24 protein-coding genes are annotated in these 26,718 nt (G+C 42.9%); 10 read left to right on the top strand and 14 right to left on the bottom strand.

Features of this window, described 5'->3' with window-relative positions; translation table 11 throughout:
- Position 1 precedes the first annotated feature (1 nt).
- Complete coding sequence (locus IDJ75_RS06090; protein ID WP_224746497.1) at positions 2 to 2,707, bottom strand: putative LPS assembly protein LptD; 2,706 nt, start codon at positions 2,705 to 2,707, stop codon at positions 2 to 4.
- Between the two features lie 94 nt (positions 2,708 to 2,801).
- Between IDJ75_RS06090 and IDJ75_RS06085 the strand changes: the two genes are divergently transcribed.
- Both IDJ75_RS06085 and IDJ75_RS06080 read left to right on the top strand, forming a co-directional pair.
- Entirely contained in the window at positions 2,802 to 3,722 is a 921-nt protein-coding gene (locus tag IDJ75_RS06085) for an N-acetylmuramoyl-L-alanine amidase family protein (protein ID WP_191174687.1), read from the top strand.
- A gap of 32 nt (positions 3,723 to 3,754) precedes the next feature.
- Positions 3,755 to 4,699, top strand: coding sequence for an MlaD family protein (locus IDJ75_RS06080; protein WP_191174686.1), 945 nt, complete (start codon positions 3,755 to 3,757; stop codon positions 4,697 to 4,699).
- A gap of 65 nt (positions 4,700 to 4,764) precedes the next feature.
- Here IDJ75_RS06080 and IDJ75_RS06075 read toward each other — a convergent pair whose 3' ends face one another.
- From IDJ75_RS06075 to IDJ75_RS06060, 4 genes are all read right to left on the bottom strand, one after another.
- Entirely contained in the window at positions 4,765 to 5,682 is a 918-nt protein-coding gene (locus IDJ75_RS06075; RefSeq protein WP_191174685.1) for a ribonuclease Z, read from the bottom strand.
- 18 nt (positions 5,683 to 5,700) lie between these two features.
- The gene (locus IDJ75_RS06070; RefSeq protein WP_067063300.1) at positions 5,701 to 6,078 is read right to left on the bottom strand and encodes an STAS domain-containing protein; all 378 of its coding nucleotides are present in this window, start codon (positions 6,076 to 6,078) and stop codon (positions 5,701 to 5,703) included.
- A gap of 52 nt (positions 6,079 to 6,130) precedes the next feature.
- Positions 6,131 to 7,075, bottom strand: coding sequence for a phosphoribosylaminoimidazolesuccinocarboxamide synthase (locus IDJ75_RS06065; protein ID WP_191174684.1), 945 nt, complete (start codon positions 7,073 to 7,075; stop codon positions 6,131 to 6,133).
- Between the two features lie 83 nt (positions 7,076 to 7,158).
- On the bottom strand, positions 7,159 to 8,118 hold the full coding sequence (locus IDJ75_RS06060; RefSeq protein ID WP_191174683.1) for a PhoH family protein: 960 nt from the start codon (positions 8,116 to 8,118) through the stop codon (positions 7,159 to 7,161).
- A 102-nt stretch (positions 8,119 to 8,220) separates the two neighbouring features.
- Here IDJ75_RS06060 and IDJ75_RS06055 point away from each other — a divergent pair, with 102 nt between their 5' ends.
- Genes IDJ75_RS06055 through IDJ75_RS06045 form a run of 3 tightly spaced genes read left to right on the top strand, consistent with a single transcriptional unit; the run spans position 8,221 to position 11,416 of the window.
- Entirely contained in the window at positions 8,221 to 8,997 is a 777-nt protein-coding gene (locus IDJ75_RS06055) for an SAM hydrolase/SAM-dependent halogenase family protein (RefSeq protein ID WP_191174682.1), read from the top strand.
- A gap of 12 nt (positions 8,998 to 9,009) precedes the next feature.
- On the top strand, positions 9,010 to 9,549 hold the full coding sequence (locus IDJ75_RS06050; protein ID WP_191174681.1) for a hypothetical protein: 540 nt from the start codon (positions 9,010 to 9,012) through the stop codon (positions 9,547 to 9,549).
- A 31-nt stretch (positions 9,550 to 9,580) separates the two neighbouring features.
- Positions 9,581 to 11,416 (top strand): ABC transporter ATP-binding protein, encoded by a 1,836-nt coding sequence (locus IDJ75_RS06045; RefSeq protein ID WP_191174680.1) that lies wholly within the window; start codon positions 9,581 to 9,583, stop codon positions 11,414 to 11,416.
- Positions 11,417 to 11,436: 20 nt separating this feature from the next.
- Here the strand turns inward: IDJ75_RS06045 and IDJ75_RS06040 are convergent, their stop codons facing one another.
- The gene (locus tag IDJ75_RS06040) at positions 11,437 to 12,531 is read right to left on the bottom strand and encodes an MBL fold metallo-hydrolase (protein ID WP_191174679.1); all 1,095 of its coding nucleotides are present in this window, start codon (positions 12,529 to 12,531) and stop codon (positions 11,437 to 11,439) included.
- A 567-nt stretch (positions 12,532 to 13,098) separates the two neighbouring features.
- On the opposite strand from IDJ75_RS06040, the gene IDJ75_RS06035 reads away from it, so the two are divergent.
- Complete coding sequence (locus IDJ75_RS06035) at positions 13,099 to 14,496, top strand: MBL fold metallo-hydrolase (RefSeq protein ID WP_191174678.1); 1,398 nt, start codon at positions 13,099 to 13,101, stop codon at positions 14,494 to 14,496.
- Positions 14,497 to 14,679: 183 nt separating this feature from the next.
- On the opposite strand, the gene IDJ75_RS06030 is transcribed toward IDJ75_RS06035, so the two are convergent.
- The 4 genes from IDJ75_RS06030 to IDJ75_RS06015 form a co-directional block, all read right to left on the bottom strand.
- Entirely contained in the window at positions 14,680 to 14,991 is a 312-nt protein-coding gene (locus IDJ75_RS06030) for a hypothetical protein (RefSeq protein WP_191174677.1), read from the bottom strand.
- A gap of 211 nt (positions 14,992 to 15,202) precedes the next feature.
- Positions 15,203 to 15,931 (bottom strand): (Fe-S)-binding protein, encoded by a 729-nt coding sequence (locus IDJ75_RS06025; protein ID WP_067059528.1) that lies wholly within the window; start codon positions 15,929 to 15,931, stop codon positions 15,203 to 15,205.
- 14 nt (positions 15,932 to 15,945) lie between these two features.
- Positions 15,946 to 17,268, bottom strand: a complete 1,323-nt coding sequence (locus IDJ75_RS06020; protein ID WP_191174676.1) for an MFS transporter — start codon at positions 17,266 to 17,268, stop codon at positions 15,946 to 15,948.
- Between the two features lie 50 nt (positions 17,269 to 17,318).
- Complete coding sequence (locus IDJ75_RS06015) at positions 17,319 to 18,020, bottom strand: aspartate/glutamate racemase family protein (protein ID WP_191174675.1); 702 nt, start codon at positions 18,018 to 18,020, stop codon at positions 17,319 to 17,321.
- 161 nt (positions 18,021 to 18,181) lie between these two features.
- Between IDJ75_RS06015 and rnr the strand changes: the two genes are divergently transcribed.
- The 4 genes from rnr to IDJ75_RS05995 all read left to right on the top strand — a co-directional run bounded on the left by rnr (position 18,182) and on the right by IDJ75_RS05995 (position 23,731).
- Positions 18,182 to 20,320 (top strand): ribonuclease R, encoded by a 2,139-nt coding sequence (rnr, locus tag IDJ75_RS06010; RefSeq protein WP_191174674.1) that lies wholly within the window; start codon positions 18,182 to 18,184, stop codon positions 20,318 to 20,320.
- 86 nt (positions 20,321 to 20,406) lie between these two features.
- Complete coding sequence (locus tag IDJ75_RS06005) at positions 20,407 to 21,381, top strand: polyprenyl synthetase family protein (protein ID WP_191174673.1); 975 nt, start codon at positions 20,407 to 20,409, stop codon at positions 21,379 to 21,381.
- Between the two features lie 6 nt (positions 21,382 to 21,387).
- On the top strand, positions 21,388 to 21,789 hold the full coding sequence (locus IDJ75_RS06000) for an energy transducer TonB (RefSeq protein ID WP_191174672.1): 402 nt from the start codon (positions 21,388 to 21,390) through the stop codon (positions 21,787 to 21,789).
- 343 nt (positions 21,790 to 22,132) lie between these two features.
- On the top strand, positions 22,133 to 23,731 hold the full coding sequence (locus IDJ75_RS05995; protein WP_191174671.1) for a M1 family metallopeptidase: 1,599 nt from the start codon (positions 22,133 to 22,135) through the stop codon (positions 23,729 to 23,731).
- Between the two features lie 121 nt (positions 23,732 to 23,852).
- Here IDJ75_RS05995 and rpmA read toward each other — a convergent pair whose 3' ends face one another.
- The 4 genes from rpmA to IDJ75_RS05975 all read right to left on the bottom strand — a co-directional run bounded on the left by rpmA (position 23,853) and on the right by IDJ75_RS05975 (position 26,694).
- Positions 23,853 to 24,290 (bottom strand): 50S ribosomal protein L27, encoded by a 438-nt coding sequence (gene rpmA / locus IDJ75_RS05990; RefSeq protein WP_191174670.1) that lies wholly within the window; start codon positions 24,288 to 24,290, stop codon positions 23,853 to 23,855.
- A gap of 49 nt (positions 24,291 to 24,339) precedes the next feature.
- The gene (rplU, locus tag IDJ75_RS05985; RefSeq protein ID WP_067059538.1) at positions 24,340 to 24,648 is read right to left on the bottom strand and encodes a 50S ribosomal protein L21; all 309 of its coding nucleotides are present in this window, start codon (positions 24,646 to 24,648) and stop codon (positions 24,340 to 24,342) included.
- 68 nt (positions 24,649 to 24,716) lie between these two features.
- Positions 24,717 to 25,220 (bottom strand): hypothetical protein, encoded by a 504-nt coding sequence (locus tag IDJ75_RS05980; protein ID WP_191174669.1) that lies wholly within the window; start codon positions 25,218 to 25,220, stop codon positions 24,717 to 24,719.
- Between the two features lie 79 nt (positions 25,221 to 25,299).
- Entirely contained in the window at positions 25,300 to 26,694 is a 1,395-nt protein-coding gene (locus tag IDJ75_RS05975; protein ID WP_191174668.1) for a dicarboxylate/amino acid:cation symporter, read from the bottom strand.
- Positions 26,695 to 26,718 lie beyond the last annotated feature (24 nt).

Raw genomic sequence — 26,718 nt, 5'->3', positions numbered from 1 at the left:
ATTAGTAAAAGTTTTGGTTATTGGTATAATCGCTTCGTTTGCTTAGTTTAAGGTCCTGCAAAATAGACGCCTTAACCTTCAGTGTAACGTTGTATGATTTATAGAACCCGAAAGGCAGCCATTGTACCGAAAGGTCCCAGCAATGTAGATCACGGTATATGGCAAATGATGTAGCACTACTTAGTTGCCTCGCCTTTATATCGTAAGTTGTGTTATACTGTATTTTCCATTTCTGGGTAAGGCTTACATCGCCGCTAAGCATTACGGTGTTACTTGATGAAGTATTAATAATATTGTTACTATAGTTAAAGCTGTAGTTGATGGATACGTTCCAGGGGATATTAAAATCTATATAAGCTCCCGGGTCGCTATTTATCATAGCAAGCCTTTGCGCCTGGTTAGGATCCATTGTTTGCAGGGTGGTACCTACAGGCACAACGGCTTTAGGCCTAAAGGTTGCCGGGTTTAAAGCACCGCTCATAGAGAAGTTAAAGTTAGACAGCATCGGGAATTTACCATCCTGCCAGCTAAAGCGATTGATACGCCTTATATAGTTGGTTAATTGCCCATTACTGATAGAATCGCGCACGGTGGTAACATACGGATCAAACGAGCCACTAAAGTTAATATTCACCTTTTGGTTAAGTATAGCCGTGTGACCTGAAAAATTAATATTCGAGAGTTTTAATGAATCGGCAGCGAAATTGTAAAACCCCGAAAAGGTTAAGCCCTGTAAAATAGGGATTTTCCTGTCCATTCCTGATGTGTCTGTACTTTTGGCTTTAACCTTAGCCTCAATCGTGTTATCAAGCGAAAAACCTATACCCGCTTGCTTACCTGCGGATGGGCCGCCATACACTGATTGCTCATAAATTGAATAGCGTTGCGCATAATATGGATATGGTACGGTTGCATTACTAACGGCGGTACGGTAATACCCATAGCTTGGGTCGCCAAAATCGGGGCGATAGTTAAAGCTGATTGAAGGTGTAGATATATGCCTGATAGCTTTTATATTACCCTTTTTAAATGGTATTGTACCATATAGTTTAGTTGAGAAACCTGCGTTAAAGCTATACTCGGCCGCACGAGAAAAACCACCTACGGTATCGGTTACTGGCAATACCTGGCCTGCTACACTCCCCCTGTCGAACCTACGCCGAATGGTTTGAAAATACCAGCGTTCGGTATAGCTTACCCCTGTGTTGAATTGAAAGTATTTTAATATGGTAGCATTAAATGCCACGGGTATTTGATGCTGGAAACCATTTTGCAGGCGCTTGGTGAGTGTGTTTGCTTTAAACAATTCAGACTCCGGCACAGCATTCAACTTGTTTGTACCAACTAAACTATAACCTACTGTAATACGCTGATACCACTTTTGTTCGCCTACACGGTCTTTAGAGTCAAACGGACTTAATGTGGCCATGTTAAAACTGAATGTTGGGAGTTCCAACGTAACTGTTTTTTGGGTAAGGTCCTGGCTGTGGCCTAAACTCACGTTTAGGTTAAAGGGCGAATTTGCCCACGTTTTACCGTAGTTGATACTTGACCTTAAGTTGTTCTGGGTAAGCGATTGCAGGTTGTAATTATTTTGCCCGGGGCTGTTCCGGTAAAAGCTTGAAGTCCCTGCATTTACTGATGCGCTAAAAGTAGTACCAGGGTTAGCATTCGGGTCTTGCGAGTGTGTCCACGCAATGTTAAAATCTTTTTGTGCCGGGTCGCCTGCCAGGCCGTAGTTATGCGATCCATAGCTTAACGTTAAACTACCACCATACTTATACCGTTTTAAATAACGCGCGTTTGTATTTATCTCAAAAGAGCCTTTTGAATACAGTGTGGCCATTGTTGTAAGGTCAATATTATCATTAAGGCCAATGTAATAACCAAAGTTGCGCAGGTAAAAACCCAGCCTGGCATCTTCCCCAAAAGTAGGGAGAATAACGCCTGATGAGCGCGAATCGGGTTTTGGGAAAAACCCGAAGGGAATAGCTAACGGCAATGGCACACCGGCAATCTCTAAATACGCCGGGCCCGATATGATACGGTTTTTTTGGCCGATACCCTTTGTAATTACAATACCAAAATGCGTTTCGGGGAAAGGCAGATCACAGGTGCTAAAAATTACGTTGCGATAAGCAACCTCGGTTTCGTTAAGCCGTTTTGCCTGGCCGCCCGATATAAAGTTACCCTCTTGCTCTGACGCAGGGTTCCAGATCTTACCCTTTTTGGTTTTATAATCAAACAGCAACGAATCTGATGCTACCGGTTTCTCCTTTCCCGATTTTGATAATGGCCGCCCTATATACCGCCGCGTTTTAGGGTCGATAGCGCCACGGGCAAATATTAGGTGTCTTTTTTCATCCACACGGATATATTCAGCATCTAGCTCAAAATCCTCATAAGTAACACGCGCTTTACCATACAGGTACTTCATTTTGTTCTCGTTATCAACAAATGATGAATCCTCGGCAGTGGCTTTAACTATTGATTTTAAACCACCTGCACTTGGCGTAGTATCTTTTTTGGCGGTAATAGAATTTTGGGGAGCTGTAAAATTACGGCCGCCCCCCTTCCCTTTTGCAGGCGTAGCCGGCTTGGGGTTACGAAGCAGTTTCCTATCTCTGACAGAATCAAGTTTTATAATAGTATCTTTAACAGTTATATAATGGTGACCGCTATTTGCATAGGTTACCATCTTAACCATTAATATAAGTGCAAGTAGAAAAAAAGGCCTAACTAATTTCAAAATTGATTATGAATAGTATTTTTGCAGGTACAGTTAACAGCGTTCAAAGCTAATGAAAAATAAAATATTGAACAGGTTGAATAGAACGATTTGTGGCTTTGCCGCGATATTAATTTGCTTCTCATTGTTTTCGTTCACTTCAAAAGATATAGTAAAAAAAGATACTGTTGTAAATAATAGTTACAAACTTAAAACTATAATTATTGACGCCGGCCACGGTGCTAAACCAGATAACGCGCCTCCCGGCCATTATTCCCGGGGTGCCGACGGCTCTTTTTCTTCCGAAAGGAATGTAACGCTTGCCCTCGCATTAAAATTGCAGAAGGCTGTTGAAAAAGATATTGTAGGCGTAAAAGCAGTATTAACACGCTCAACCCCCGATGATGTATCGTTTGAAAGGCGTGCGCAAATTGCCAATGAAAACAAGGGGGACCTATTTATATCACTACATTGCAATTCGCTATCAGACAGGGTTATACGCGAGCGTGTTGGCACAAAGCGTGGCAAGGCAGTGTACAGATCAATGCGTGTACCAGACCGCTCGGGCAAAGGCGCCCTGATGCTTGTTTATGGTTTGCACCGGTCTCGCGAAGAACAGAACGCTATTAAAAACAACCAGGTTGATGAATCGGGCCTTGATGGTGATGCTTTAGACCCCGATGATCCGGTGGTTGCCATACTTACCGCCGCCTATGTGCGTAAGTTTCGTAAACAAAGTATAAAAATTGCAAACTTAATTAACGATGAGATTGTTGGGACAGACGGAAGGCGTAGCGAAGGGCTAAGGGAACAGGGTATTTATGTGCTTTGCCACAGCGCAATGCCATCAGTACTTGTTGAAACAGGCTATATTAATAACCCCGATGATGAGCAATATTTAAACTCCGAAGAGGGACAAACAGAGATAGTTAATTCTATAGTACGCGCCATTAATCAATATAAAAACCAGATGGAACAAGTCACGGCAAACTAAATTTTTAAATATAAACACTATCTATACCATATATGAAAATATCTAACGAAACAAAAATTGGGGCACTTACAGCGGTGGCCATAACGGTACTTATATTAGGATACAGCTTTTTACGAGGGAACGACGTTTTTTCGTCATCAAACAAATTTTACGCTATTTACCGCAGTGTTGAGGGTTTAACCATATCAAAACCTGTTTTGGTAAATGGTTTTCAAATTGGCAGGGTATCAAAAATGCAATTACATGCTGATGGCCGTACCACAGTTGAATTTAAGGTTGATAAACAATACAATATACCTGATAACACGCTGGCCAAATTACAAAGCACCGATCTTTTAGGTAGTAAAGCCATTGTATTTGAACTGGGCAACAGCATGAAGTATGCCGGCGATCAAGACACGCTGCGTGCAGATATACAAGGCAGCCTGGCCGAAAGCCTGCAGCCTATCCAGAAAAAAGCCGAAGTTTTGATAACCAAGGTAGATTCTGCCCTTGGTGCTATTAACAAGATCATGAACCCGCGGTTCCAGGCTAATGTTGATAAAAGCTTTACCAGTATTGCCAACTCCTTGCAAACATTAGAAGGTACCACCAAAAAAATTGATGCTATTGTTGGTTCGCAAAGCGCGCATATTAATGGTATCATGGCCAATGCGGATGAGGCATCTGCAAATCTTAAAAACAGTAGTGCGCATTTAACCGGCATCTCAAGCAATTTTGAAAGGTTTAGCACCGATCTGGCTAACTCAAATGTTAAAGGTACTTTAGATAACGCTAACAAAGCTATGGCCGATCTGCAATCTACTATCAACAAGATCAATAGCGGGCAGGGCTCGCTTGGTTTGCTGATGAATGATGATAAGATGTACAACAATCTTAACCAGGCATCAAGCAACCTTAACAATTTATTTATTGATATAAAAGCCCACCCAAGCCGTTACGTACACTTCTCAGTATTCGGTAAAAAGGGAGATTGATTTTAGAATTTAGAAACAAGATATTGGAGATCAGTTTTTCAACTGATCTCTTTTTTTAACCTTAGTTATTCAGAAATTACAAACGTTTTTCCCTCTACAGCAAGTTCTGTATTCGGGAAAACGCTTTGTGCTTCTTCCAAAAGCTCGTTAAGGGTTTTGTACCGGGCCGAGAAATGGCCGATAAGCAGCTTTTCTGCATTCACCCTTACTGCTACCTCTCCTGCTTGTAAAGCGGTAGTATGGTGGGTTTGGTTAGCGCGGTCAAGCATGTCATTTAAAAATGTGGCCTCGTGGTAAAGCAGCGTAACCGAGTTTATTTGCGCCAGGTATTTTTCAGTGTAAAGGGTATCAGACACGTAAGCGTATGATTTTGGCTCGGCGGGTTCAATGGTAAGTGTGCTGTTTTGGTAAACATTACCATCGGGCGCTGTATAATCATTCCCCTTTTTTATGGCAGAATAGTAGGCAACAGGTATTTCCAGTTGTTCTATTTTTTCCTTGATGAGCTTGCGTAACCGCCTTTTTTGCCTGAACAAAAAGCCCGTACAAGGTATGCGGTGGTCAAGCGGGATGGTTTCTACAAAAATATCCTGATTTTCAAATATAATACCTTTAGCTGTAGCATCCGTAAATACCCATTCTAAAGGGTAATGCAGGGTAGTTTCAGAATATTTGAGTTGAAGGTCAACAATCTCTTTTAAGGGTGGCGGGCCAAATATCTTAAGTTCCTTTTTACGACCGTTAAGGTGCATGGATGATAATAGCCCAACCAAACCAAGGTAATGATCGCCGTGCAGGTGGCTAATAAAAATATAATCTATACGGCTGGCTTTAACATCAAACCGCAGCATTTGCTGCTGGGTACCCTCAGCGCAGTCAACCAAATAAAGCTTTTCGTTTATGTTGAGTACCTGCGCTGTGGGGTTCCTGTTAAAAATGGGGGTTGCAGAACTGCTGCCCAGTATAGTTACTTCGAATTTCATACCGGGATAAACAGCTTATTATCTTACTTCTTTCTTCAGTTCTTTTTCTATTTCTTCCATGAAAATAAGGTCGATGCCTTCTTCGCAGGTAGGTACAATAGAAAGTACATTATCTAATTGTGATATGGTTACCAAACGCGATACCGCATCATTTAAACCACACAGTATAAATGAGCCGGATGAGTTTTTACATAAGCGGTGCCCAACCAATAAACTGCTTAAGCCAGATGAATCTGCAAACTTCACTTGCGAAAGATCAAGGATGATGTTTCGCTGGCCTTCGGTGTTGATCAGGATCAGTTCTGATTTTAACTGAGGTGTAACCAGTGAATTTAGCTTTGATTCGTTAAGCTTAATAAGAATATATTTCTCGTGCTTGTCAACCGTAAATTTCATTTTGTTCTAATTAAAAAGCTAAGATAGAATTAATTTATCTTTAAATAAAAAATTACAAAGCGGCCAACGCCTTATTTATAGCGTTTTCAACTCTGTTTAGCACATCGGTAATTTCGGGCTTAATGAACTTTTCGCCTGTAATTTGCTCATACAGTTCAATATATCTGTCAGATATTGATTGTACTATCTCCTTTGTCATTTCGGGAACCTGCTGCCCGTCCTTACCCTGGAAACCGTTCTCTATAAGCCACTTTCTAACAAACTCTTTTGATAGTTGTTTTTGCGCTTCGCCGCTTTTCTGGCGTTCGGCGTATCCTTCGCTATAAAAGTACCTTGATGAATCGGGCGTATGGATTTCATCTATCAAATAAATAGTATCGCCAACCTTACCAAATTCGTACTTGGTATCAACCAGTATAAGGCCTTGTTTGGCGGCAATTTCGGTACCGCGTTTAAATAACTGGCGGGTATAATTTTCCAGCTGCACATAGTCGGCTTCGCTAACAATGCCTTGTTTCAATATTTCCTCGCGTGATATATCCTCATCATGCCCTACCGATGCTTTAGTGGTTGGGGTAATGATGGGCTCGGGCAGTATATCGTTCTCTTTTAAACCTTCGGCAAGGGTAACACCACAAACCTGGCGTTTGCCTGATGCGTATTCGCGTGCGGCATGGCCGGCAAGGTAACCGCGTATTACCATCTCTACCTTAAACGGCTCGCAAATGCGGCCTATAGTAACAGATGGATCGGGCACAGTAACAACCCAGTTGGGTACAATATCAGCAGTGGCCTTTAAAAATTTAGCCGCTATTTGGTTTAGCACCTGCCCCTTGTACGGGATAGGCTCGGGCAGTACCACATCAAATGCCGAGATGCGGTCGGTAACTACCATAGCCAGGTATTTATTATCTATTGTATAAACATCCCTAACTTTACCCTTGTAATAGTTGGTTTGCCCCTTAAAATTAAAATGTGTTTCTTTTATTGCGTCCATGTTGTGAGAGAGTCAAGAGACAAGAATCAAGACACAAGATAATTTCCCGGTCTTGATTCCTGACTCTAAAAGTCTTGATTCTATTATTGTATGTCCCCGTAAGCTTCCAATATGCGTTTCACCAGTTTGTGACGCACAACATCTTCACCGCTCAGGTAAACAATATCAATTCCTTTTATATCAGTTAATATACGCAGCGCGGTGTATAAACCCGACTGCTGTTTTTTAGGTAGATCTATCTGTGTAACATCGCCTGTAACAATAAATTTGGCCGATGGCCCCATACGTGTAAGGAACATCTTTAGCTGCATATCTGTAGCGTTTTGCGCCTCATCCAAAATTACAAAGCAGTTATCAAGCGTACGGCCGCGCATAAAAGCCAGCGGAGCTATCTCAATGGTACGGTTCTCCAGGTAAAGCTTTAGTTTTTCGGCCGGTATCATATCGTCAAGCGCGTCATACAAAGGGCGCAGGTACGGGTCTATCTTTTCCTTCAGGTCGCCCGGTAAAAACCCCAGGTTCTCCCCTGCTTCAACCGCCGGGCGGGTAAGGATAATACGTTTTATCTCTTTGTTCTTCAACGCCTTTACAGCCAATGCAACCGCGGTATACGTTTTACCGGTACCTGCGGGGCCAATAGCAAACAGGATATCGTTTTTGCTCAGGCTATCAACCATGCGGTGCTGGTTTGGCGTACGCGCCCTAACCATAATACCGTTGGGCCCAAAAACCAAAACTTCGCTGCTGGCAAACTTATCGGGCGCTGTTTCGCCTTCTTTTGGGGCAGTAACCCTTGCGCCAAGTATGCGTTCAACATCGTTTACATTAAGGTTTTCAAATTTTTCTACATGTTGCACCAGGTGATCAAATTTCTCCCGGAAGATGGCCAGTTCATTCTCATCCCCCAAAACCTTAACCTCGCTGCCGCGTGCAACTAATTTAAGCTTAGGATATTGCTTTTTAATGATCTCGAAGTGATCGTTATTCGGTCCCCATAAAACGGCGGGGTCTATTTGCTCAATTGATAACTTTAGCTCGTTCAATAGGATTGATTTTTGTCAGTTTGCGAATTTTTATGAATTAAAAATTGAATATTTGCACCTTTAAATGCTTTACAAGATTAGCAATAAATATTTACAAAATTAATGGCAATTATAACTTTAACTACTGATCTGGGCGATAAAGATATTTATCAGGCTGCCCTTAAAGGTAGTATTTATAAATTGCTCCCAACAGTAAATATTGTTGATATTACTAACAATGTTGCAGCCTTTAATGTGCAGCAGGCAGCCTTTATTTTAAAGAATAGTTTTTACTATTTCCCGGACGGTACCGTACACCTTATAGGTATTGATACTGTGTACAATACGCAAACCCGTTACCTTGCAATAAGGTATAAAAACCACTACTTTGTTGGGGCAGATAATGGTATATTCTCATTGATGTTTAACGATGAGCCGGATGAGATTGTGGAAATAAATATTATGCAGGACCTGAAGTTTTTGCACTTCCCGCTGGCAGATATTTTTGTAAAGGCCGCATGCCATTTGGCCAGCGGTGGTACCCTTGCTGAAATAGGGTTACCGATAACCAGCATTGAGAACAAAATGACCCTGCAGCCCGTTCTTGAAAAGAACCTGATAAAGGGTGCAGTGATCTATATCGACTCGTTCCAGAACGTGATAACCAACGTTACTAAAGAATTTTTTAACCGTGTGCAGCAAGGCCGCAGGTTTGTATTGTACTTTAAACGTAACGAAACCATTAACCAGCTTAGCTGGCATTATAATGAAGTACCCGAAGGCGAAAAACTTTGCCTTTTTGGTATAAGCGACCACCTGGAGATTGCCATAAACAAAGGCAATGCCAGCGGCCTGCTGGGCCTAAACCTTGGCGATAGTGTAATTATTGATTTTCAATAACCCCTGAAGGCTATGAAACGTTTATTTAGCTTAACAGCATTGCTGCTTTTTGCTGCCTGTGTTTTTGCGCAGGTAAAAACAGATTCGGCTGCGTACAGTACACAACGGGCAAAGATCAACGCCATGCTTGCTGCCCGAAAGGTGAAATTTAGCCAGTACGATACCAGCCTTACCAAACGCAGCGGCATATTCCACATGCAAACCAAAGGCGATATACGTAAATCAAACGACATACTGATGGATATTGTGGGTACCGACGACGAGATCTTCATCGAACTGAAAAAACTTTTTGATTATCGTACCAGCCAGCTCAATTACACTAATTACCAAAAAAAACAGGTAGAGAGTAACGCTAAGGAGGTTGAGAAAACCCGCATTGCTTTTATGACCACCATTAACCGGTTACGTGAACAAAACGACGATTTAAAAGCAACCTTAGCCAAACAAAAAGCAGGTTACGAAAGCAGGCAAAAGCTTTATATAATAGTGATTGTTCTCACGTTTTCGTCAATTTTAGCATTAGCCTTCACAAAAAGAAAAAGAAAGGCGTAATTTTACGGCTTTGTACATATAAAAAATATTAATGGCACGAGGAAGATTGAATAGTGGCAGCAAGTCGGAAGCAGAGTTACCAAAGGCAAAATTAAACCTGGAGAGTTTAGGCCGCATATCAAAGCTTATCTCTTATTTAAAACCCTACAAAGGCAAATTTTTTGCAGGGATCATCTTCCTTTTTTTATCCAGTTTAACCGGCCTTGCATTCCCATCGTTACTTGGGGCTTTGATAGATGCCGCACAGGGCAAACAGAAATACACTTTTTTACCGCCAACTATTAATGCTATTGGCTTTTTAGCCTTCGGGATATTATTTGTACAAGCATTTGTGTCTTTTTTTAGAGTGGTTTGGTTTGTACAGGTGGCTGAGAAGGCACTGGCCGATATCCGCCGCGATACCTATTTTAAACTGGTTACCCTCCCCATGAACTTTTTTGCTAACCGCAGGGTTGGCGAACTAAATAGCCGCATCTCTGCTGATCTTTCGCAGATTCAGGATACCATGACCACCACCTTTGCCGAAATGATAAGGCAGCTGGTTTTATTGGTTGGCGGTATTACATTCTTAACCATCGTATCGTTTAAACTTACCCTGGCTTTATTGCTGATGTTGCCGGTACTGATCGTTGTAGCCGTATTTTTCGGGAGGTTCATCCGCACCCTGTCAAGACAGGCGCAGGATAAACTGGCCGAATCAAACACCATTATTGAAGAAACCCTGCAAGGCATAGCTAACGTTAAAGCCTTTGTAAACGAAGCTTTTGAAGCAGGCCGTTACAACAAAAACCTGCGCGAGGTGGTAAAAATTGCGGTTAAGGGTGCAGTGTACCGTGGCTTGTTCGCATCGTTTATTGTTTTTTGCCTATTTGGGGCCATTGTAGGCGTTATTTGGTATGGGTCGGTATTGGTACATCACCACGAACTTTCTGTTGGTAGCTTAACCACCTTTATCCTCTACTCTATTTTTGTAGGTGCGGCTATGGGCAGTTTCCCTGAGTTATATGCTAATCTGCAAAAAGCAGTTGGTGCGAGCGAACGTGTTTTGGAAATACTTGACGAGAAAGGTGAAGATGTATCCATCAATGCTGAAGATAACCTTGTTAAACAAAAAATAAGCGGTAACCTGGCATTCAATAACGTGGTATTTGCGTATCCATCGCGCTCGGAGCTTACCGTATTAAAAGATATTTCATTTACCGCCAATGCCGGCCAAAAGGTAGCTATTGTAGGGCCAAGTGGTTCGGGTAAATCAACCATGGCGGCGCTTATACTGCAATTTTACCACCCGCAAAGCGGCAGCATATATTTTGACGGACTAGATTCGGCAGAATATGCCTTAACCGATATCCGTAACCAGGTGGCCATTGTTCCGCAGGATGTATTGCTGTTTGGCGGTACCATATCCGAAAACATCACTTATGGTAAACTGGGTTCCACCCAGGAAGAAATTATCGCGGCAGCCAAAAAAGCCAATGCTGATCAGTTTATAAGTTCCTTTCCCGAAGGGTATGATACCATTGTTGGCGAACGTGGCGTAAAACTATCAGGCGGGCAGCGTCAGCGTATAGCCATTGCACGCGCCTTGCTGAAGAATCCCGCTATCCTGATACTGGACGAAGCCACCTCTTCGCTCGACTCGGAATCTGAACGTTTGGTGCAGGAAGCTTTAGAAGTGCTGATGAAAGGCCGTACGTCTATTATCATCGCCCACCGTTTATCAACCATCCGCGAGGCAGATAAGATCATCGTACTTGAAAAAGGCAATATCGTTGAAACCGGTAACCACCAGGAACTTATAGCAAACGAACATGGCCTATACAGATATTTAAGCCAGCTACAATTCGAGACCGCGCAGGCTAACTAAATGGTTCAGGCCAAATATTTTTATTTAAAGTCCCACCAAACTACTTCCTTCGGCGGATCACCCAGGGTGTAAGGCTCGCCTATACGCGGTACGTTTACCTGTACACCCAGCTTTTCGGCAGCGGGCATCAGTTTTTCTATAGATTCGTTCCAGGCATGGTCGGCTGCCTCAAACTTTGCCCAGTGGATAGGCTGTAGCAAACGGGCCTTCAGGTCAACAGTTGCCTGGGCAGCTTGCCCAAACCACATATGCGCCCATGGCCAGTTGGTGCTGTATTGTCCGCATTCCAGCAGCGCCAGGTCAAACGGGCCATATTGTTGCCCAATTTTTTTGAAGTACGCACCATAACCACTATCGCCACCATAAAACAGCCGGTATTGGTCTGTTTGTATCACATAAGATGCCCAAAGCGTTTTATTTGTTTTAGCATATGTACGGTTACTGCGGTGCTGTGCCGGTGTAGCCGTAACCCTGAGGCCACCGGGCAACGTAACAGATTGGTTCCAGTTCAGTTCTATGATCTTTTTAGGATCAAATCCCCAATACACCAGATCCGAGCCCACCCCCATCGGCACTACCGCCAATTTAATATGATCTTTTAATTTTCTCAGGGTTCTATAATCCAGGTGATCGTAGTGGTCATGAGAAATGATCAGCACATCTATTGGCGGCATATCTTTAGCGTGGTAATTCGTAGTTCCCTGAAATGCCGTAACAATTCCGGGTAAGGGCCCGGCATGATTGCTAAAAATAGGGTCGATAAGTACATTACCCTGCCTGGTTTTAATAAGCAAAGACGAATGCCCAAACCAAACCACGGTTGGTGCAGGGGCAGTAAGTGTATTCAAATCGGTTTTAACCCATGGCAACCCAAGAGAAGGCCTGGTGATCTTTGAGCGGTTATGTAATAACAAAAGAAATTTATTGCGTTTTACTGTCGAATCGGTACGTTCAGCCAGGTTTTCAAAACCACCATCTTTGTAATTAGGTAAAGTATCTAACCGGGCAAGTTCTTCACCCTCAGGGTTTTTACCTACCGACTTTACCAAGTCACATCCGGCGAGGGCTATCAGCAACAGCGCAGCCATTCCAATTCCTAAAAAATTCCTATTCATACCCTTGTGTAAATAACGCTTAACGTTAAGGGATTATTTTCCCGGGGAATGATTTAGATAATAGATTATTGATACCAGCCAACTGGTTAAGTAGCAACCTACAGTCAATCTTACTCCTGTTATTCTAAAATAAAAGGCCATGGCATAAATACCTGTTCCGTTTATCCCATTTTGTAACAAACGGAACAAGCCTTAAATAAATAAGTACTGCCATGGCGTTCATCACACTAAAAAGGCCGAACTGAGGTCGAAAAAAGGCTAAAAAAGTACCTTTTCCATGGCTTAATTTTTATTCTATTTGCCAAAAAAATTAGATAAAATATTTTTTTTATAAAGCACTGTATATTAACATTTTATATACAAAAAGCTTTAGTTTTTATTTAAATAATGCCGATGTTTACATATTGCAAAATGTTTATTATCAAAATATTACGTTTGTTCCACTTATTCCATTTTTGAATGAGGCAGAAAACGAACAGTGCGGCCAACATCAAAATAATTTAAGGATTAATCGTTATTATTGCATAAGGCCGCTTACCCATGTATGCCGCCTTGCGAACTATATACATGAAACTAACTATACACGGCGCTGCCCGCCAGGTTACGGGCAGCATGCACCTGCTCCAGGTAGGGCAATATAAGATACTGGTAGATTGCGGGCTCGATTACGAAAAAGACCATAACATACAGGTAAATGAAGATTTCGGTTTCAGGCCGGAGGAGATCGATGTAGTGATTCTCACCCACGCGCATATCGACCACTCGGGCAACCTGCCTACATTAGTGCGCATGGGCTTTAACGGCCAGATCCTTTGCACGCCCCCCACCGCTGATCTGGCTGAATTGTTATTGTTAGATTCGGTAAACATCTTTTTATCAAAGGCGCAAAAAGGCCGAAATCGAGGTCGTAAACATAAACACAGCAGTGGCGGTCCGCAGCCGTTATACCTGCAAAAGCACGTAATGGATACCGTAGAACGCTTTGTTACGATTGCTTACAATAAACCATTCCGTATCACCGGAGATATAGAACTTACTTTTATCCAGGCCGGACACTTACTTGGCGCTGCGGCTGCGGTTTTAAAGATCAATGATAACGGTGAGGAAAAATCCATCGCCTTTACAGGTGACATAGGCCGCAAAAATTACCCCGTGCTAAATGATCCCGAACCATTGCCACCAGTGGATTATATTGTATCAGAATCTACCTACGGCGGCAGGATGCATACCAAAGGTAAATCTGTACAGGAAACACTAATAGAAACCATCGAAAAGGTTTGTATTGTTGAGCAGGGCCGTTTAATTATCCCCGCTTTCAGTATCGGGCGTACGCAATCGCTGGTTTTTGCTTTGAATAAGATATTTAATAGCGGCTTATTGCCCAAAGTGCCTGTTTTTGTGGATAGCCCAATGGCAGCCAGGGCCACCAGCATATACCGCAAACACCACAGTTTGGTAAATGCCGAAGCACAGGAGTTTTACAACAAGCAGGGCGATGAGTTTGATTTTGAGAACTTAACCTATGTAGAAACTTTAAAAGACAGCCGACAGGTATCAAACTACTACGAGCCTTGTATCATTATTTCGTCAGCAGGGATGCTGGAGGGTGGCCGTATCCAGGATCACCTGTTTTATAACATCCAGAATTACTACTGCACTATTCTTTTTATAGGTTACTGTGCTAAAGGCACATTGGGCTACCGCCTGCTTCGCGGCGACCCAATTGTACACATCAAAGACCGCGATTTGGCCGTATATGCCACCATCAAGCAAACAGATGTATTAAGCGCCCACGGCGATCATGAAGACCTTATGAACAACATTAAGGTGCAGGACGCAAACAAGCTTAAAGGGGTTTATTTAGTGCATGGCGAGGCCACCAGCATGCAGGCCATGGCCGATGCTTTAGAGCAGGATGGCTACCAGGTAACTATCCCGGAGAAAAGCGTAGCGTACGAATTATAACGCTTTAAAAACGTCCAAAACCGCCCTTGAAACGACCTGAAACACCCTGTAGTGTTCACGTTCACTGCCGTGAACGGAAGTGAACGCTTGTATTTGCCTTATAATCAGCGATTTCTATTTTTTTGTGTTTTGAAAGCAACCCAAACTATTGATTGATAGGATTTTACGACGTCTTCGCATATATTATTTATAAAATTCGCCTGTAGCTGCAATTAAAGTAACATGCTCTAATACCGGTTCAGATTCTAACCCGCTGGCCCAAAGCTCTTCATCAAATTTTTTGAAGGATGCCAGCGATGTTAAAATACTATGCGCTTCTTCGTTCTCAAACTGGTCGAAGTGCATGAAGGTTTTTCCATCAGGCAGCAGCCATGTGCTGTAGTTAATACCCGGATGTTTCAGCTCTTTTAACTCTTTTACGATGCCCGCTATATTGGCCTGGTTTATCGGCGCAAATGCTGCTGTTGTGGTGTAATGTACGCGTAATGCTTTCATAACTGTTTTGATAATGATCAAATTTATGTTAGGAAAGAATAAGTTGTTAGTCGAATTAAGACGGTTTACAGGGGGATTTGCGACAAGTTGCCCGCTATAACTATGAGGATTCTCAATATAAAGGTTGGTTACAAGCATGTAGAAGATTGCCGCGCTACGCTCGCAATGACGCATGTGAATCTCAAAATTTGAACAATCTGCTTAATCCCGGTTACACATTCCCCCACCCGTGTGCCAATACATCGGCTATGTGGATGGTTTTAATAGGCAGGTTGTTCTTATCGATATACCCCTGCAGGTGCAGCAGGCATGAGGCATCGGTAGAGATGATATAATCGGCTTTGGCGGCTAAGGCGTTATCTACCTTTTGCTGGGCCATAGCGGTTGATATAGCATCAAACTTAACGGCGAAGGTACCGCCGAAACCGCAGCAGGTTTCGTTATCCTTCAGATCAACCATTTCAAGGCCCAATACTTTGGAGAGTAATTGTCGGGGCTCGTCCTTAATTTTGCATTCGCGCAGGCCGGCGCAGCTATCATGGTAAACAGCACGGCCTTCCAATTCGGCGCCAAAATAATCAACCTGGAGTATGTTCACCAAAAAGTCGCTCAGCTCGTAAATATTACTTTGAATATTGCGGCACTTGTTATGCGCTGTAGTATTGGTAAACAGGTCGTTGTAATAGTTACGCACCATACCCGTACATGATGCAGATGGCGATACAATTACACTGTCTTCCTTAAAATCATTCAGAAACTTAGTGCCTACGGCTTTGGCATCGTCCCAAAAACCGGCGTTAAATGCAGGTTGACCGCAGCAGGTTTGCTCGGGGTTATAATTTACCGTACAACCGGCCTTTTCAAGCACCTTAACGGTATTAAAGGCGGTATCCGGATACAACTGATCTATAAAACACGGAATAAACAACTCAATTGTCATCGGCACAAGTAATATTAAAGAGCGCTAAATTCAGCATTTTTCTGAACTTTTCGCTCAGTTCTTAATAAAGAAAACAATAACAATAAGCCAATAACAAAGAATATACCTAAAACCAGGGTTGAATTACGCATGCTGCCGGTTAGTTCTTCAATAAAGCCAAAACTAAATAACCCGCCTACAATGGCCAGCTTTTCGGTAACATCATAAAAGCTAAAGAATGAAGCCGTATCCGGGATATCCTGCGGTAAAAACTTGGAATAGGTGGAGCGCGAAAGTGATTGGATCCCTCCCATCACCAGGCCTACAATAACGGCGATAATATAAAACTCGGTAGAGGTTGTTGTGAAATACGCGGCTATACAGATCCCTATCCATATAAAAACTACGAAGATCAGTATCCGCACGTTACCATATTTATCAGATAAGCGCGACATCAACGTGGCCCCGCCTATGGCAACTATTTGTATAATGAGGATAATGGTGATTAGTTCGGGCGTTTTCATGCCCAGCTCTTTTGCCGCAAAGCCGGTAGCAACCAGCATAATGGTTTGCACGCCCATTGAGTAGAAGAAGAAGGATGGTAAAAACTTTTTTACCAACGGCATCTGTTTTATTTTAACCCAAACATTGCCCAATTCAATAAAGCCCCCCTTTATAATATTATGCTGGTGTGTTTGCGCATTAGGGCTGCCTTTTGGTAATATAGAGAACGGTATCATAGCGAAACCTATCCACCAGATACCAACCAGCAGGAACGAGATCTGCGCAGGTAACGACTTATCGGTAATGCCAAAAACTTCTGGCTTCAGCACAAAGGCAAAACATATTATTTGCAGCAATACACTGCCTATATAGCCATAGGTAAAGCCTTTTGCGCTTACTTTATCCTGCATATCCAGGGTGGCAATTTCGGGCAGGTATGAGTTATAAAAAACAAAGCCGCCGCTGTAGCCAATAGCCGCAAGCGCAAAACAAATAACGCCAAATTCCAGCCGGTCGGTATTGAAAAAGAACAGGCCGCAACACGCTGCCGAACCCAGCAACGTAAAAAATTGCATAAAGATCTTTTTATTACCGCGATAATCGGCAATGGAACTTAGTATGGGCAGTAGCAGCACCATAACCATATAAGCGGCCGCCAGTGCATAGTCTGTAAGGGCGGTGTTTATAAAGCTATAACCGAAAAAGTTTACACGGTTGCCGTTAGCAGCATTGGTAGTAATGGCCACGTAATAAGCCGGGAAAACGGTTGTTGTGATCACCAGGTTGTAGGCCGAATTGGCCCAATCGAACATGGCCCAGGCCCGAATGGTTTTAGGGTTATTTTTTTCTTGCATTGCACATTAAAAGTATGCAATTTTTGGAGTTTAAGAAATATTTGAAAAAATCAATAGTTTACCTCTCCTAAAGCAAACGCTACCGCTGCTGCCGAATGGATCTGCGTGGTATCAAACTGGATCACATCGGTATCTTCGGGCTTTATCAGCAAGGGTATTTCGGTGCATCCAAGTATAATACCCTGTGCACCCTGCTGTACTAAATCATCAATTATTTGCAGGTAACGGCCTTTTGTTTCGGGCAGCAGGATGCCTTTGCCCAGCTCGTCCATCAGGGTTTGATGGATAAAAGCCCTGTCGGTATCATTTGGGGTGATGCTTTCTATGTCTGATTGGGTTAACTTATCGGTAAAGAAGGTATTTTCCATAGTAAACTTTGTGCCCAACAGTCCCACCTTAGTAAGTTGGTGTTTTTTGATAACCCCGGCTGTAGCTGTGGCAATGTGTATCACAGGCAAACCAATTTTTGCTTCGGCCTCTTCGGCTACTAAATGCAGGGTATTCGCACAAAGCACTATAGCCTCTGCCCCGCTGTTCTTTAAACCTATACCGGCATCAATAACCATCTGCGTGGTTTTGGCCCAATCGTTAGCAGCGTGGTTTTTGGCTATATCGGCATAATTAAATGAGTGCAGCAGCAGTTGTGCCGCGTTTACACCACCAAGCTTATCATTAATGCCCTGGTTTATAAAACGGTAATAATCTATAGTTGATACCCAACTGGTACCACCAATAAGCCCTAAGGTTTTCATGCGGTAAAACTATCATTATTTGTAACTGCTGAAGGCAAATCTTCAGTTTTAGCCAACAAACGTGGTATATTTTACATTATAGTTACGGTTGCAAATTGTTTAGCTGTGGTTACAGCATAAAAGCAAGTACCATTTCGTACCTTAGCATCAAACATTTATACATGTCTAAAAAACACAAACATAATTCTTCAATAAACCAGGTGCTCACGCAAATGGTGCTCGATATTTTTGAACAAAACGGCAATACGCCATTAAATCATAAACAAGTTTCTGCTAAATTAAACGTACGCGACCCAGATGCCCGCGGCGTTATCCTCGATATTTTAAAGGATGAGGCTTTTAAAGGTGTACTGAAAGAAATTACGCCGGGCAAATTCCAACTGCTTGAGTTAAAAACCTTTATTGAAGGCAAGGTTGACCTGACCAACGATGGCTCGGCATTTATTGTTACCGACGACCCATCCGAAACCGATATTTTTGTTGCCCCGCGTAAGCTACGCAATGCACTTAACGGCGACCGCGTAAAGGTTTACGTATACGCCAAAAGCCGCGGCAAACGCCAGGAAGGCGAAGTGATAGAGATATTGCAGCGTAATAAAATGGAGTTTACCGGTGTGGTAAAACTATCTGAACGTTTTGCATTTTTTATACCCGACGACCGCAAAATGATGCATGATATTTTTATCCCCATCAGCGATTTGAACGGCGCCAAAAATGGCATAAAAGCCGTTGCCGAAATTACCGATTGGCCTGCGGGTGCCAAAAACCCAATTGGCCGTATAAAACATGTACTTGGCGAACAGGGCGAAAACGATACCGAAATGAACGCCATATTGGCCGAATACGGTTTCCCGCTCTCCTTCCCTGCTGAGGTGGAACGCGAGGCGGAAGAGATCCCGAATGATATTACCGCCGAAGAGATTGCCAAACGCCGCGATTTCAGAGATGTGCTTACCTTCACCATCGATCCGTTTGATGCCAAGGATTTTGATGATGCCCTATCCTTTAAAAAACTGGATAACGGCAATTACGAGGTTGGTGTGCACATTGCCGATGTATCGCATTACATCATCCCCGATTCGGCTTTGGATAAGGAAGCTTATGAGCGCGGCACATCCGTTTATTTGGTAGACAGGGTTATCCCGATGCTTCCCGAAAGATTGTCGAACGGCTTATGCTCACTTCGCCCTAAAGAAGATAAGCTTTGCTTTGCCGCCGTTTTTGAGTTGGATGAAGAAGCCAATATTGTTAACCAATGGTTTGGCAAAACCGCTATCCACTCTGACAGGCGCTTTGCTTATGAGGAAGTACAGGATGTAATTGAAACCCAAACCGGCGATTATGTTGAAGAAATATTAAAACTGAACGCCCTTGCCTATAAACTGCGCGAACGTAAGTTTAAAGCAGGCGCCATTAGCTTTGAAACTACCGAGGTTAAATTTAAGCTTGATGAAACCGGCAAACCTATAGGTGTTTACGTAAAGGAGCGTAAGGATGCCCACAAACTTATTGAAGACTTTATGCTTTTAGCCAACCGTAAGGTGGCCGAGCATGTAAGTAAAATGGGTAAGGGCAAGCACAAATATACTTTTGTTTACCGTGTGCATGATACGCCAAAGCCCGATGCATTGGCTAATTTTGCGCAGTTTGCGGCAAGGTTTGGTTATAAGATCAATACAAAATCTGATAAAGAAACTGCCAAATCGCTCAATTTTTTAATGGAGGATGTGGAAGGTAAAAAAGAGCAGAACGTACTTACCCAACTGGCAATCCGCTCTATGGCTAAGGCAATATACACCACCAAGAGCAGCAGCCACTACGGCCTGGCTTTTGATCATTACACCCACTTTACCTCGCCTATTCGCCGTTACCCTGATGTTATGGTGCACAGGTTGCTGCAGCATTACCTTAACGGCGGGCAAAGCGTTAACGCCGACCATTACGAAGAACTTTGTAAGCACAGCTCGTTAATGGAGAAGAAAGCTGCGGATGCTGAACGTTCGTCGGTTAAATACAAACAGGCCGAATACCTGAAAGACCAGGTAGGCAATGTGTTTACCGGCATTATTTCGGGCGTTACCGAATGGGGTATGTATGTTGAGATAGTAGAGAACAAGTGTGAGGGGATGATTCGCTTGCGCGATATAAGCGACGATTTTTATACTTTAGACGAGAAAAATTACGCTATAATCGGCCAGCGCAAAAAGAAAATCTACCAGCTTGGCGATGAGGTACAAATAAGGGTGAAAAATGTTGATCTGACTAAAAAACAAATAGACTTTTCATTAGTAAATAATTAACTTTTTAGTTGATTGAGTTGGATTAGTTGAATGGAGAATGGTTTTAACCACTCACACAATAAACCACTCACCAATCAACCCATAACATGAGAAAACTTGAAGATCTGCAATCGTTAATTGCAAGTTCCGTTGCTGAACTGAAATACCCGGATTATCCCGCGGAATTATACGAACCTATAAAGTATATACTGGCTTTGGGCGGCAAACGCATGCGCCCCGCCCTGCTGCTAATGGCCTGCGACCTGTTTGGCGGCGATGTGGAGGCAGCATTGCCTCCTGCACTGGCCATAGAGGTTTTCCATAATTTCACGCTGATGCATGATGATATTATGGATAACGCCCCCAAAAGGCGTGGCAAAACCACCGTACACGAAAAGTGGAACAGCAATGTGGCTATCCTATCCGGCGATGTAATGCTGATAGAGGGTTATAAGCTGATGATGCAGGTACGCGAGAACATCCTGCGTACGGTGCTCGATATTTTTAACGCTACCGCTGTTGGTGTTTGCGAAGGCCAGCAACTGGATATGACCTTCGAGACCAGCAACAACATCAGTATTGCCGAATATATTAACATGATCCGCCTTAAAACGGCTGTGGTACTTGGCGGTGCTTTAAAAATAGGCGCGCTGATTGGCAATGCTACCATAAAGGACGCCGACCTGCTTTGCAGTTTTGGCGAGTACCTGGGTATTGCGTTCCAGTTGCAGGATGATATACTGGACGTATATGGCAATCCCGAAAAGTTTGGCAAACAGGTTGGCGGCGATATCATCTCTAACAAAAAAACCTACCTGCTTATAAAAGCGCTTGAACTGGTAAAAGGCACCGATGCCGAAGAACTGGCCCGCTGGATAACCTTCGCTAAGTTTGACCCGGCCGAGAAAGTAGCTGCTGTTACCGAAATTTACAACAACGTAAACATCCGCCAGTTTGCCGAAGCCGAAATGCAGGCTTACGCCGAAAAAGCATTTGAAGCGCTCGACCAGATAAACCTGCCCGAAGAAAGCAAACAATACCTACGCGATTTTGCCGATGGGTTGCTGGTGAGGGAATATTAACAAACGATGAAAAGATTTTTAACTACTATTTCCTGCCTTTGTTTATTTGCGATAGCAAAAGCACAAACCCCTGCTACACCACCAGAGGTTATTGAGATTGAAGAAACAAAACCAAAAGTTGACACATCTGAACGCCCACCTACATTTGTAGGAGGCGAAAAGCAATTGGCGAAATATTTTTCAAGAAATCTGCGAGAACTTTTTAATCCTAACACACACGGCAGCGTTATCATATCGTTTGTTATTGAGAAAGATGGCAGCGTTACCGAAGCGAAAGTTGTGCGAGGGGTTTCTGATGACGCTGATGCTGAAGCCTTAAGGGTAATTAAAAAGATGCCTAAATGGAACCCGGGTATCCAAAACAATCAACCAGTGAGAGTACAATATAGTATGCCTATTACTTTTTAAACTATAATTGATGGTGCGCAAACCCCTTTTCGTTTTATTCATTTTATTAGGCTCTTTATCGCAAACGAAAGCACAAACAGACATTACTGATACAACTATCTACTCAAAAGCTGACAAGGCGCCGAAATTTGCCGGAGGGAATAAAGAGTTTATGCGAAAGCCTGTGAGGATACTACATCAAATTTCTATTCCTTTTTCATTAACAGCCGGATAACCCTCCTTTTCTGGTGTCATCACCTGCAAGTTGCACTACGTCAAACATTATCCATATAAAATTTACATTCTTAACCATCAGCAAATAGATACACATGCTTATCTTTAGCATTCAATCATTCCTTGTCTGATGAAAAAAACTACAAGAACTATTTCTGCCGCGTTATGCCTGCTTGCTTTAGGTTTTGGCGTAAAAGCCCAAACCTCGGGCGGTAAACTTAAGCCCGAACAAGCCATAATGGATGTGCGCCATTACACTGTGTCGCTTAATATGGACTTTGCAAAAAAAACTATTGACGGATCAACCGTTATAGATGTGATCATGGCGCAACCTACCAAAGTGCTGATCCTCGACCTGATGGATTCGCTGCACGTAAGCGCGGTATCGGTAAACGGTAAAAAAGAAGCATTCAATCATAAAAACGGCCTCATTACCATTAATACGGCAAAACAACTGCCGGTGGGTAAAGCCAGTATTAAAGTGGTGTACGGCGGCAGGCCACGCATAGCTAAAAACCCACCATGGGATGATGGCTTCACCTGGGCGCAGGATTCAACCGGTCACCCCTGGCTGGCCGTTACTGCCGAAGGTACCGGCGGCAAGATCTTCTTCCCCTGTAAAGACCACCCCAGCGACGAGCCAAATGAAGGCGCCGATATGCTGATAACCGTACCTAAAGACCTGGTTGTTGCAGGCCCCGGCGTGTTAAAAGGCGTTAGCAAAAAAGGCACCACGGCCACCTATCACTGGCAAACCAAATACAGCATTAATAATTACAGCATTGTATTTAACGCAGGCGATTACAAAGTAGTAACCGGCAGCTATAAATCGGTAGCCGGTAATATCGTTCCTGTGCAGTTTTATGTATTAAAATACCATGCCGATAAAGCACCTCATTTTATCGAACTGGTGATACAGGCCGCACGGGAAAAAGAAAAATACTTTGGCGAATACCCATGGGCCAAAGAAAAGCTGGGCATAGCAGAAACTCCGCATTTAGGTATGGAACACCAAAGCATGAATGCTTACGGCAACAAGTTCAGGTACTCCAAAATTGGCGGGCAGGATTTCGACTGGCTAATGTACCATGAGTTTGGCCACGAATGGTGGGGCAACAAAGTTACCGCCCGCGATTGGGCCGACTACTGGATCCACGAAGGGATTGATACCTATGCAGATGCCCTTCCAATACTTGATCTGGAAGGTAAAGCAGCTTATATCAAACACTTTAAACAATCGGCTTTTGGTATTGCAAACAAGCAACCTATTGTATTGGGTAAGGATATTGACGAGGAATCGGCCTATAATAATGATATATACACAAAAGGAGCTTACTTTATGCATACCCTGCACTATTTAATGGGCGATACTTTATTCTTCGCCACGTTAAAAGGCTTAGCCACCGACCCCAAATTCACCTACGACCACCAAAACGTTACCGACGATGTGGAACAATATTTCAGCAAAGCTTACGGAAAATCGTTAAAACCATTGTTTGATCTTTACCTGCGTACCACCAACAAGCTCGAAGTAAGCGTAAAAGCCAGGCCTCGTGACAAGTATTTGATCACACTGCTCAACATCGGTACAGAACTGCCTGTTGATGTTACTACCGATGCCGGCACAAAACGCATTACGCTAACCCCAAAAGGAATTACGGTTGAAAGTAAAACCACACCTATAATTGATGCCGATGGCTGGTATTTGAAGAAAGTGATATTGGAGTAAATAAATTTCTCGCAAATACATCCGTTTACCGGGACGCCATTGCGCGGATAAAATTATCCCACAAAAAAAGCCCTTATCAATTTGATAAGGGCTTTTTATATTGTGTTAGAGCTTTGCCTAATTACTCAGCTGCGGCTTCTTCAGCATCAGGTGCTGCTTCTTTTTTTGCTTTTGGCGCTGCTGCTTTCTTAGCTTTAGGAGCTTCTTCAGCTACTTCTGCTGCAACAGGTGCTTCAACTTTCTTTGCTTTTGCTTCAGCTTTAACAGCTGGTGCAGGTGCTGCATCTTCAGCAACAGGTGCAACTTCAAAAGGAATTACAGATACGTATGAACGGTTGTCTGCTTTCTTTTTAAATACTACGTGACCTGCAGTTAATGCAAATAAAGTATGGTCTTTACCGATACCTACGTTAAGGCCCGGATTGTGTTTGGTACCACGTTGACGAACGATGATGTTACCTGCAATAGCTGGCTGACCACCGAAAATTTTGATACCTAAACGTTTGCTATGTGATTCGCGGCCGTTTCTTGAACTACCGGCCCCTTTTTTGTGTGCCATTTCTTAATTTCTTTTGTGACCCTGATGAATCGAGTCGGTTAAAATTTAATTATAATGTTATACCGGTGATCTCGATCTTGGTAAATTGCTGACGGTGACCATTTTTTTTCTGGTAACCTTTTCTTCTTTTCTTTTTGAAGATAATTACTTTATCACCTTTTAAATGAGACACGATCTTAGCTGAAACTTTAGCGCTTTTCAAATCAGAACCTAATTTGAATTTACCTTCGTTCTCTGCTAACAACACATTGTCAAATTCAATACTAGCGCCTTCATCTCCCTGTAAACGGTGTACAAAGATCTGCTGGTCTTTTGCAACTTTAAATTGCTGTCCGGCTATACTTACTATTGCGTACATTGTTGAATAATTATTGTTTTAAATTTTGAGGTGCAAATATATGGATTAATAAATTATAATCCAACGCACTATTTAACATTTCTTTGGCGTGCTTCCGCGTCGTTCAATATGGTTTGTATTTCTTTGATCAACCGCTCGTTGGCATCTTTCAGTTTAGGGTCGCCATCAAACGAAGCATCAAACATAACCTTTTTGCTTTTACGCAGATAGTTAAATTGTATAGAAAACCGTGGTACCTTGCCCTTTACATCAGGGTTAAGCTCGTTTGCAGGGAAATCCCAGAAGCCCAGATCAGCGGCCTTACGGTGCAGGTATAAAAGGTCGTCCTTGTTTAAGTACATTTTAATTTTAACCAACGAGTCGCGCCTGTTCACAAACTGGTATTCGCCGGTTTTAGAATCGTAGATATTGTTCAGCGTATCGCCAAAACCATATTCAAAATGTATCGACTGGAACTCGGAGAACTTATACGGGGCGTTTTTGATCATCATACCATAATAATAAAGGCAGTATGCCATAAACGGCACTACAATACTCATTACCAGGAAGACCTTTTTTGAACGGGTGGTCATTTATTTTAATTAGTGATTTAGTGAATTTGCAAATTAAAGGCTTAAAAAATTGAAATGGATCATACGATAGTCAGGAAAGTTATTCAATTTCTTCCAGTCGGGCGTCTCCCAATTCTCCCTCCCACTTGCTTACAACCGCGGTAGCCATGGCATTACCTAAAACGTTTGTAGCAGAGCGGCCCATATCCAATAATGGATCGATACCGATCAGCAGGGCCAAACCAGCCTCAGGGATATTGAACATAGAGATAGTACCGGCTATTACCACCAGCGATGCCCGCGGAACGCCAGCTATACCTTTACTGGTAAGCATCAGGATAAGCAGCATGGATAGCTGCTGCTCAAATGATAGGTGAATATTATATGACTGCGCCAAAAATAGCGACGCGAAGGTCATGTACATCATAGAACCATCCAGGTTAAAAGAGTAACCAAGCGGTAATACAAAGCTTACAATTTTGTTATTACAGCCAAAACGTTCAAGCTCTAAAAGCACTTTTGGGTACGCCGCCTCACTTGTTGAGGTACCAAATGCAATAAGCATGGCATCCTTAATACGCGCTACCAATTTAAACGCGCGGCCTTTTAACACTACTGAACCTGCCAGTATAATTACTACCCATAATACAATAAGCGAGAAATAAAACTCGCCTATAAATATGGCGTAGGTTGACAGGATACCTAAGCCCTGTTTAGCTATAATGGCTGTTATGGCACCAAACACGGCCAAAGGTGCCAGTTGCATTACATAGCCGGTTATTTTTAAAATAACGTGTGCAATGGCATCCATTGCTTTAATTACAATGAGGCCCTTTTCGCCAATGGCGGCTGTTGCTACACCAAAGAATAAAGAGAAGATAACGATCTGCAGGATCTCGTTATTAGCCATAGCCTCCGTAAAGCTTTTCGGGAAAACGTGGCCTATAAAATCACGCAGCGAAAGTGCTGTTTTTTGTATACCGGTAGATAAATGGCTATCAGGTAATGGCAGGTGCATTGCCTCGCCCGGTTTAAAAAAGTTAACCAGCAGCATCCCCAGTAATAACGATACCAATGTAGCGCTTAAAAACCAAAGCAGGGTTTTACCGCCAATACGGCCAACTGCGCTTATATCGCCCACTTTTGCAACCCCAACTACCAGTGTGGTAAACACCAGCGGGGCCACAATCATTTTTATTAATCGTAAAAATATATCACTTAGTACGGTAAAGCCAACCAGCTTATCCTCGCGGGCGGTGTCGCTGGTCTTGCGGATAACCGCCTGCGCTGCGCGTTCTTTCTTTAAAGCCTTAAAGGTTGCGGTGGTTGTATCGGCAGAGGTGGTTATTTGCTCGTCTAATGTTTTTATATTTACCTCGGCGGCGTTTATTTTGGTATTAATATTGTTTATTACTGTAGCATTGTAAATATACCCGGCTATTACGCCTAATATTAATGCTATAAAAATGTACAGGGTTAGTTTACTCTTCTGCATGTGTTTATATGGTGCCGCAAAACT

Origin of the sequence: Mucilaginibacter rigui (assembly GCF_014773275.1) — a bacterium.
Lineage (GTDB): Bacteria > Bacteroidota > Bacteroidia > Sphingobacteriales > Sphingobacteriaceae > Mucilaginibacter > Mucilaginibacter rigui_A.
Note: the sequence above shows the minus strand (reverse complement) of the source record. Positions and strands in the feature narration are given on the sequence as shown.

Coding starts and splice junctions, on each gene's coding strand:
- IDJ75_RS06015 (WP_191174675.1), bottom strand. CDS start 18,020: ATGAAAACCTTAGGGCTTATTGGTGGTACCAGTTGGGTATCAACTATA.
- IDJ75_RS06085 (WP_191174687.1), top strand. CDS start 2,802: ATGAAAAATAAAATATTGAACAGGTTGAATAGAACGATTTGTGGCTTT.
- IDJ75_RS06075 (WP_191174685.1), bottom strand. CDS start 5,682: ATGAAATTCGAAGTAACTATACTGGGCAGCAGTTCTGCAACCCCCATT.
- rpmA (WP_191174670.1), bottom strand. CDS start 24,290: ATGGCACACAAAAAAGGGGCCGGTAGTTCAAGAAACGGCCGCGAATCA.
- IDJ75_RS06055 (WP_191174682.1), top strand. CDS start 8,221: ATGGCAATTATAACTTTAACTACTGATCTGGGCGATAAAGATATTTAT.
- IDJ75_RS06020 (WP_191174676.1), bottom strand. CDS start 17,268: ATGCAAGAAAAAAATAACCCTAAAACCATTCGGGCCTGGGCCATGTTC.
- IDJ75_RS05975 (WP_191174668.1), bottom strand. CDS start 26,694: ATGCAGAAGAGTAAACTAACCCTGTACATTTTTATAGCATTAATATTA.
- IDJ75_RS06050 (WP_191174681.1), top strand. CDS start 9,010: ATGAAACGTTTATTTAGCTTAACAGCATTGCTGCTTTTTGCTGCCTGT.
- IDJ75_RS06040 (WP_191174679.1), bottom strand. CDS start 12,531: ATGAATAGGAATTTTTTAGGAATTGGAATGGCTGCGCTGTTGCTGATA.
- IDJ75_RS05980 (WP_191174669.1), bottom strand. CDS start 25,220: ATGACCACCCGTTCAAAAAAGGTCTTCCTGGTAATGAGTATTGTAGTG.
- IDJ75_RS06005 (WP_191174673.1), top strand. CDS start 20,407: ATGAGAAAACTTGAAGATCTGCAATCGTTAATTGCAAGTTCCGTTGCT.
- IDJ75_RS06065 (WP_191174684.1), bottom strand. CDS start 7,075: ATGGACGCAATAAAAGAAACACATTTTAATTTTAAGGGGCAAACCAAC.
- rnr (WP_191174674.1), top strand. CDS start 18,182: ATGTCTAAAAAACACAAACATAATTCTTCAATAAACCAGGTGCTCACG.
- IDJ75_RS06070 (WP_067063300.1), bottom strand. CDS start 6,078: ATGAAATTTACGGTTGACAAGCACGAGAAATATATTCTTATTAAGCTT.
- IDJ75_RS06090 (WP_224746497.1), bottom strand. CDS start 2,707: ATGGTTAAGATGGTAACCTATGCAAATAGCGGTCACCATTATATAACT.
- IDJ75_RS05995 (WP_191174671.1), top strand. CDS start 22,133: ATGAAAAAAACTACAAGAACTATTTCTGCCGCGTTATGCCTGCTTGCT.
- IDJ75_RS06080 (WP_191174686.1), top strand. CDS start 3,755: ATGAAAATATCTAACGAAACAAAAATTGGGGCACTTACAGCGGTGGCC.
- IDJ75_RS06025 (WP_067059528.1), bottom strand. CDS start 15,931: ATGACAATTGAGTTGTTTATTCCGTGTTTTATAGATCAGTTGTATCCG.
- IDJ75_RS06000 (WP_191174672.1), top strand. CDS start 21,388: ATGAAAAGATTTTTAACTACTATTTCCTGCCTTTGTTTATTTGCGATA.
- IDJ75_RS06045 (WP_191174680.1), top strand. CDS start 9,581: ATGGCACGAGGAAGATTGAATAGTGGCAGCAAGTCGGAAGCAGAGTTA.
- IDJ75_RS06035 (WP_191174678.1), top strand. CDS start 13,099: ATGAAACTAACTATACACGGCGCTGCCCGCCAGGTTACGGGCAGCATG.
- IDJ75_RS06030 (WP_191174677.1), bottom strand. CDS start 14,991: ATGAAAGCATTACGCGTACATTACACCACAACAGCAGCATTTGCGCCG.
- rplU (WP_067059538.1), bottom strand. CDS start 24,648: ATGTACGCAATAGTAAGTATAGCCGGACAGCAATTTAAAGTTGCAAAA.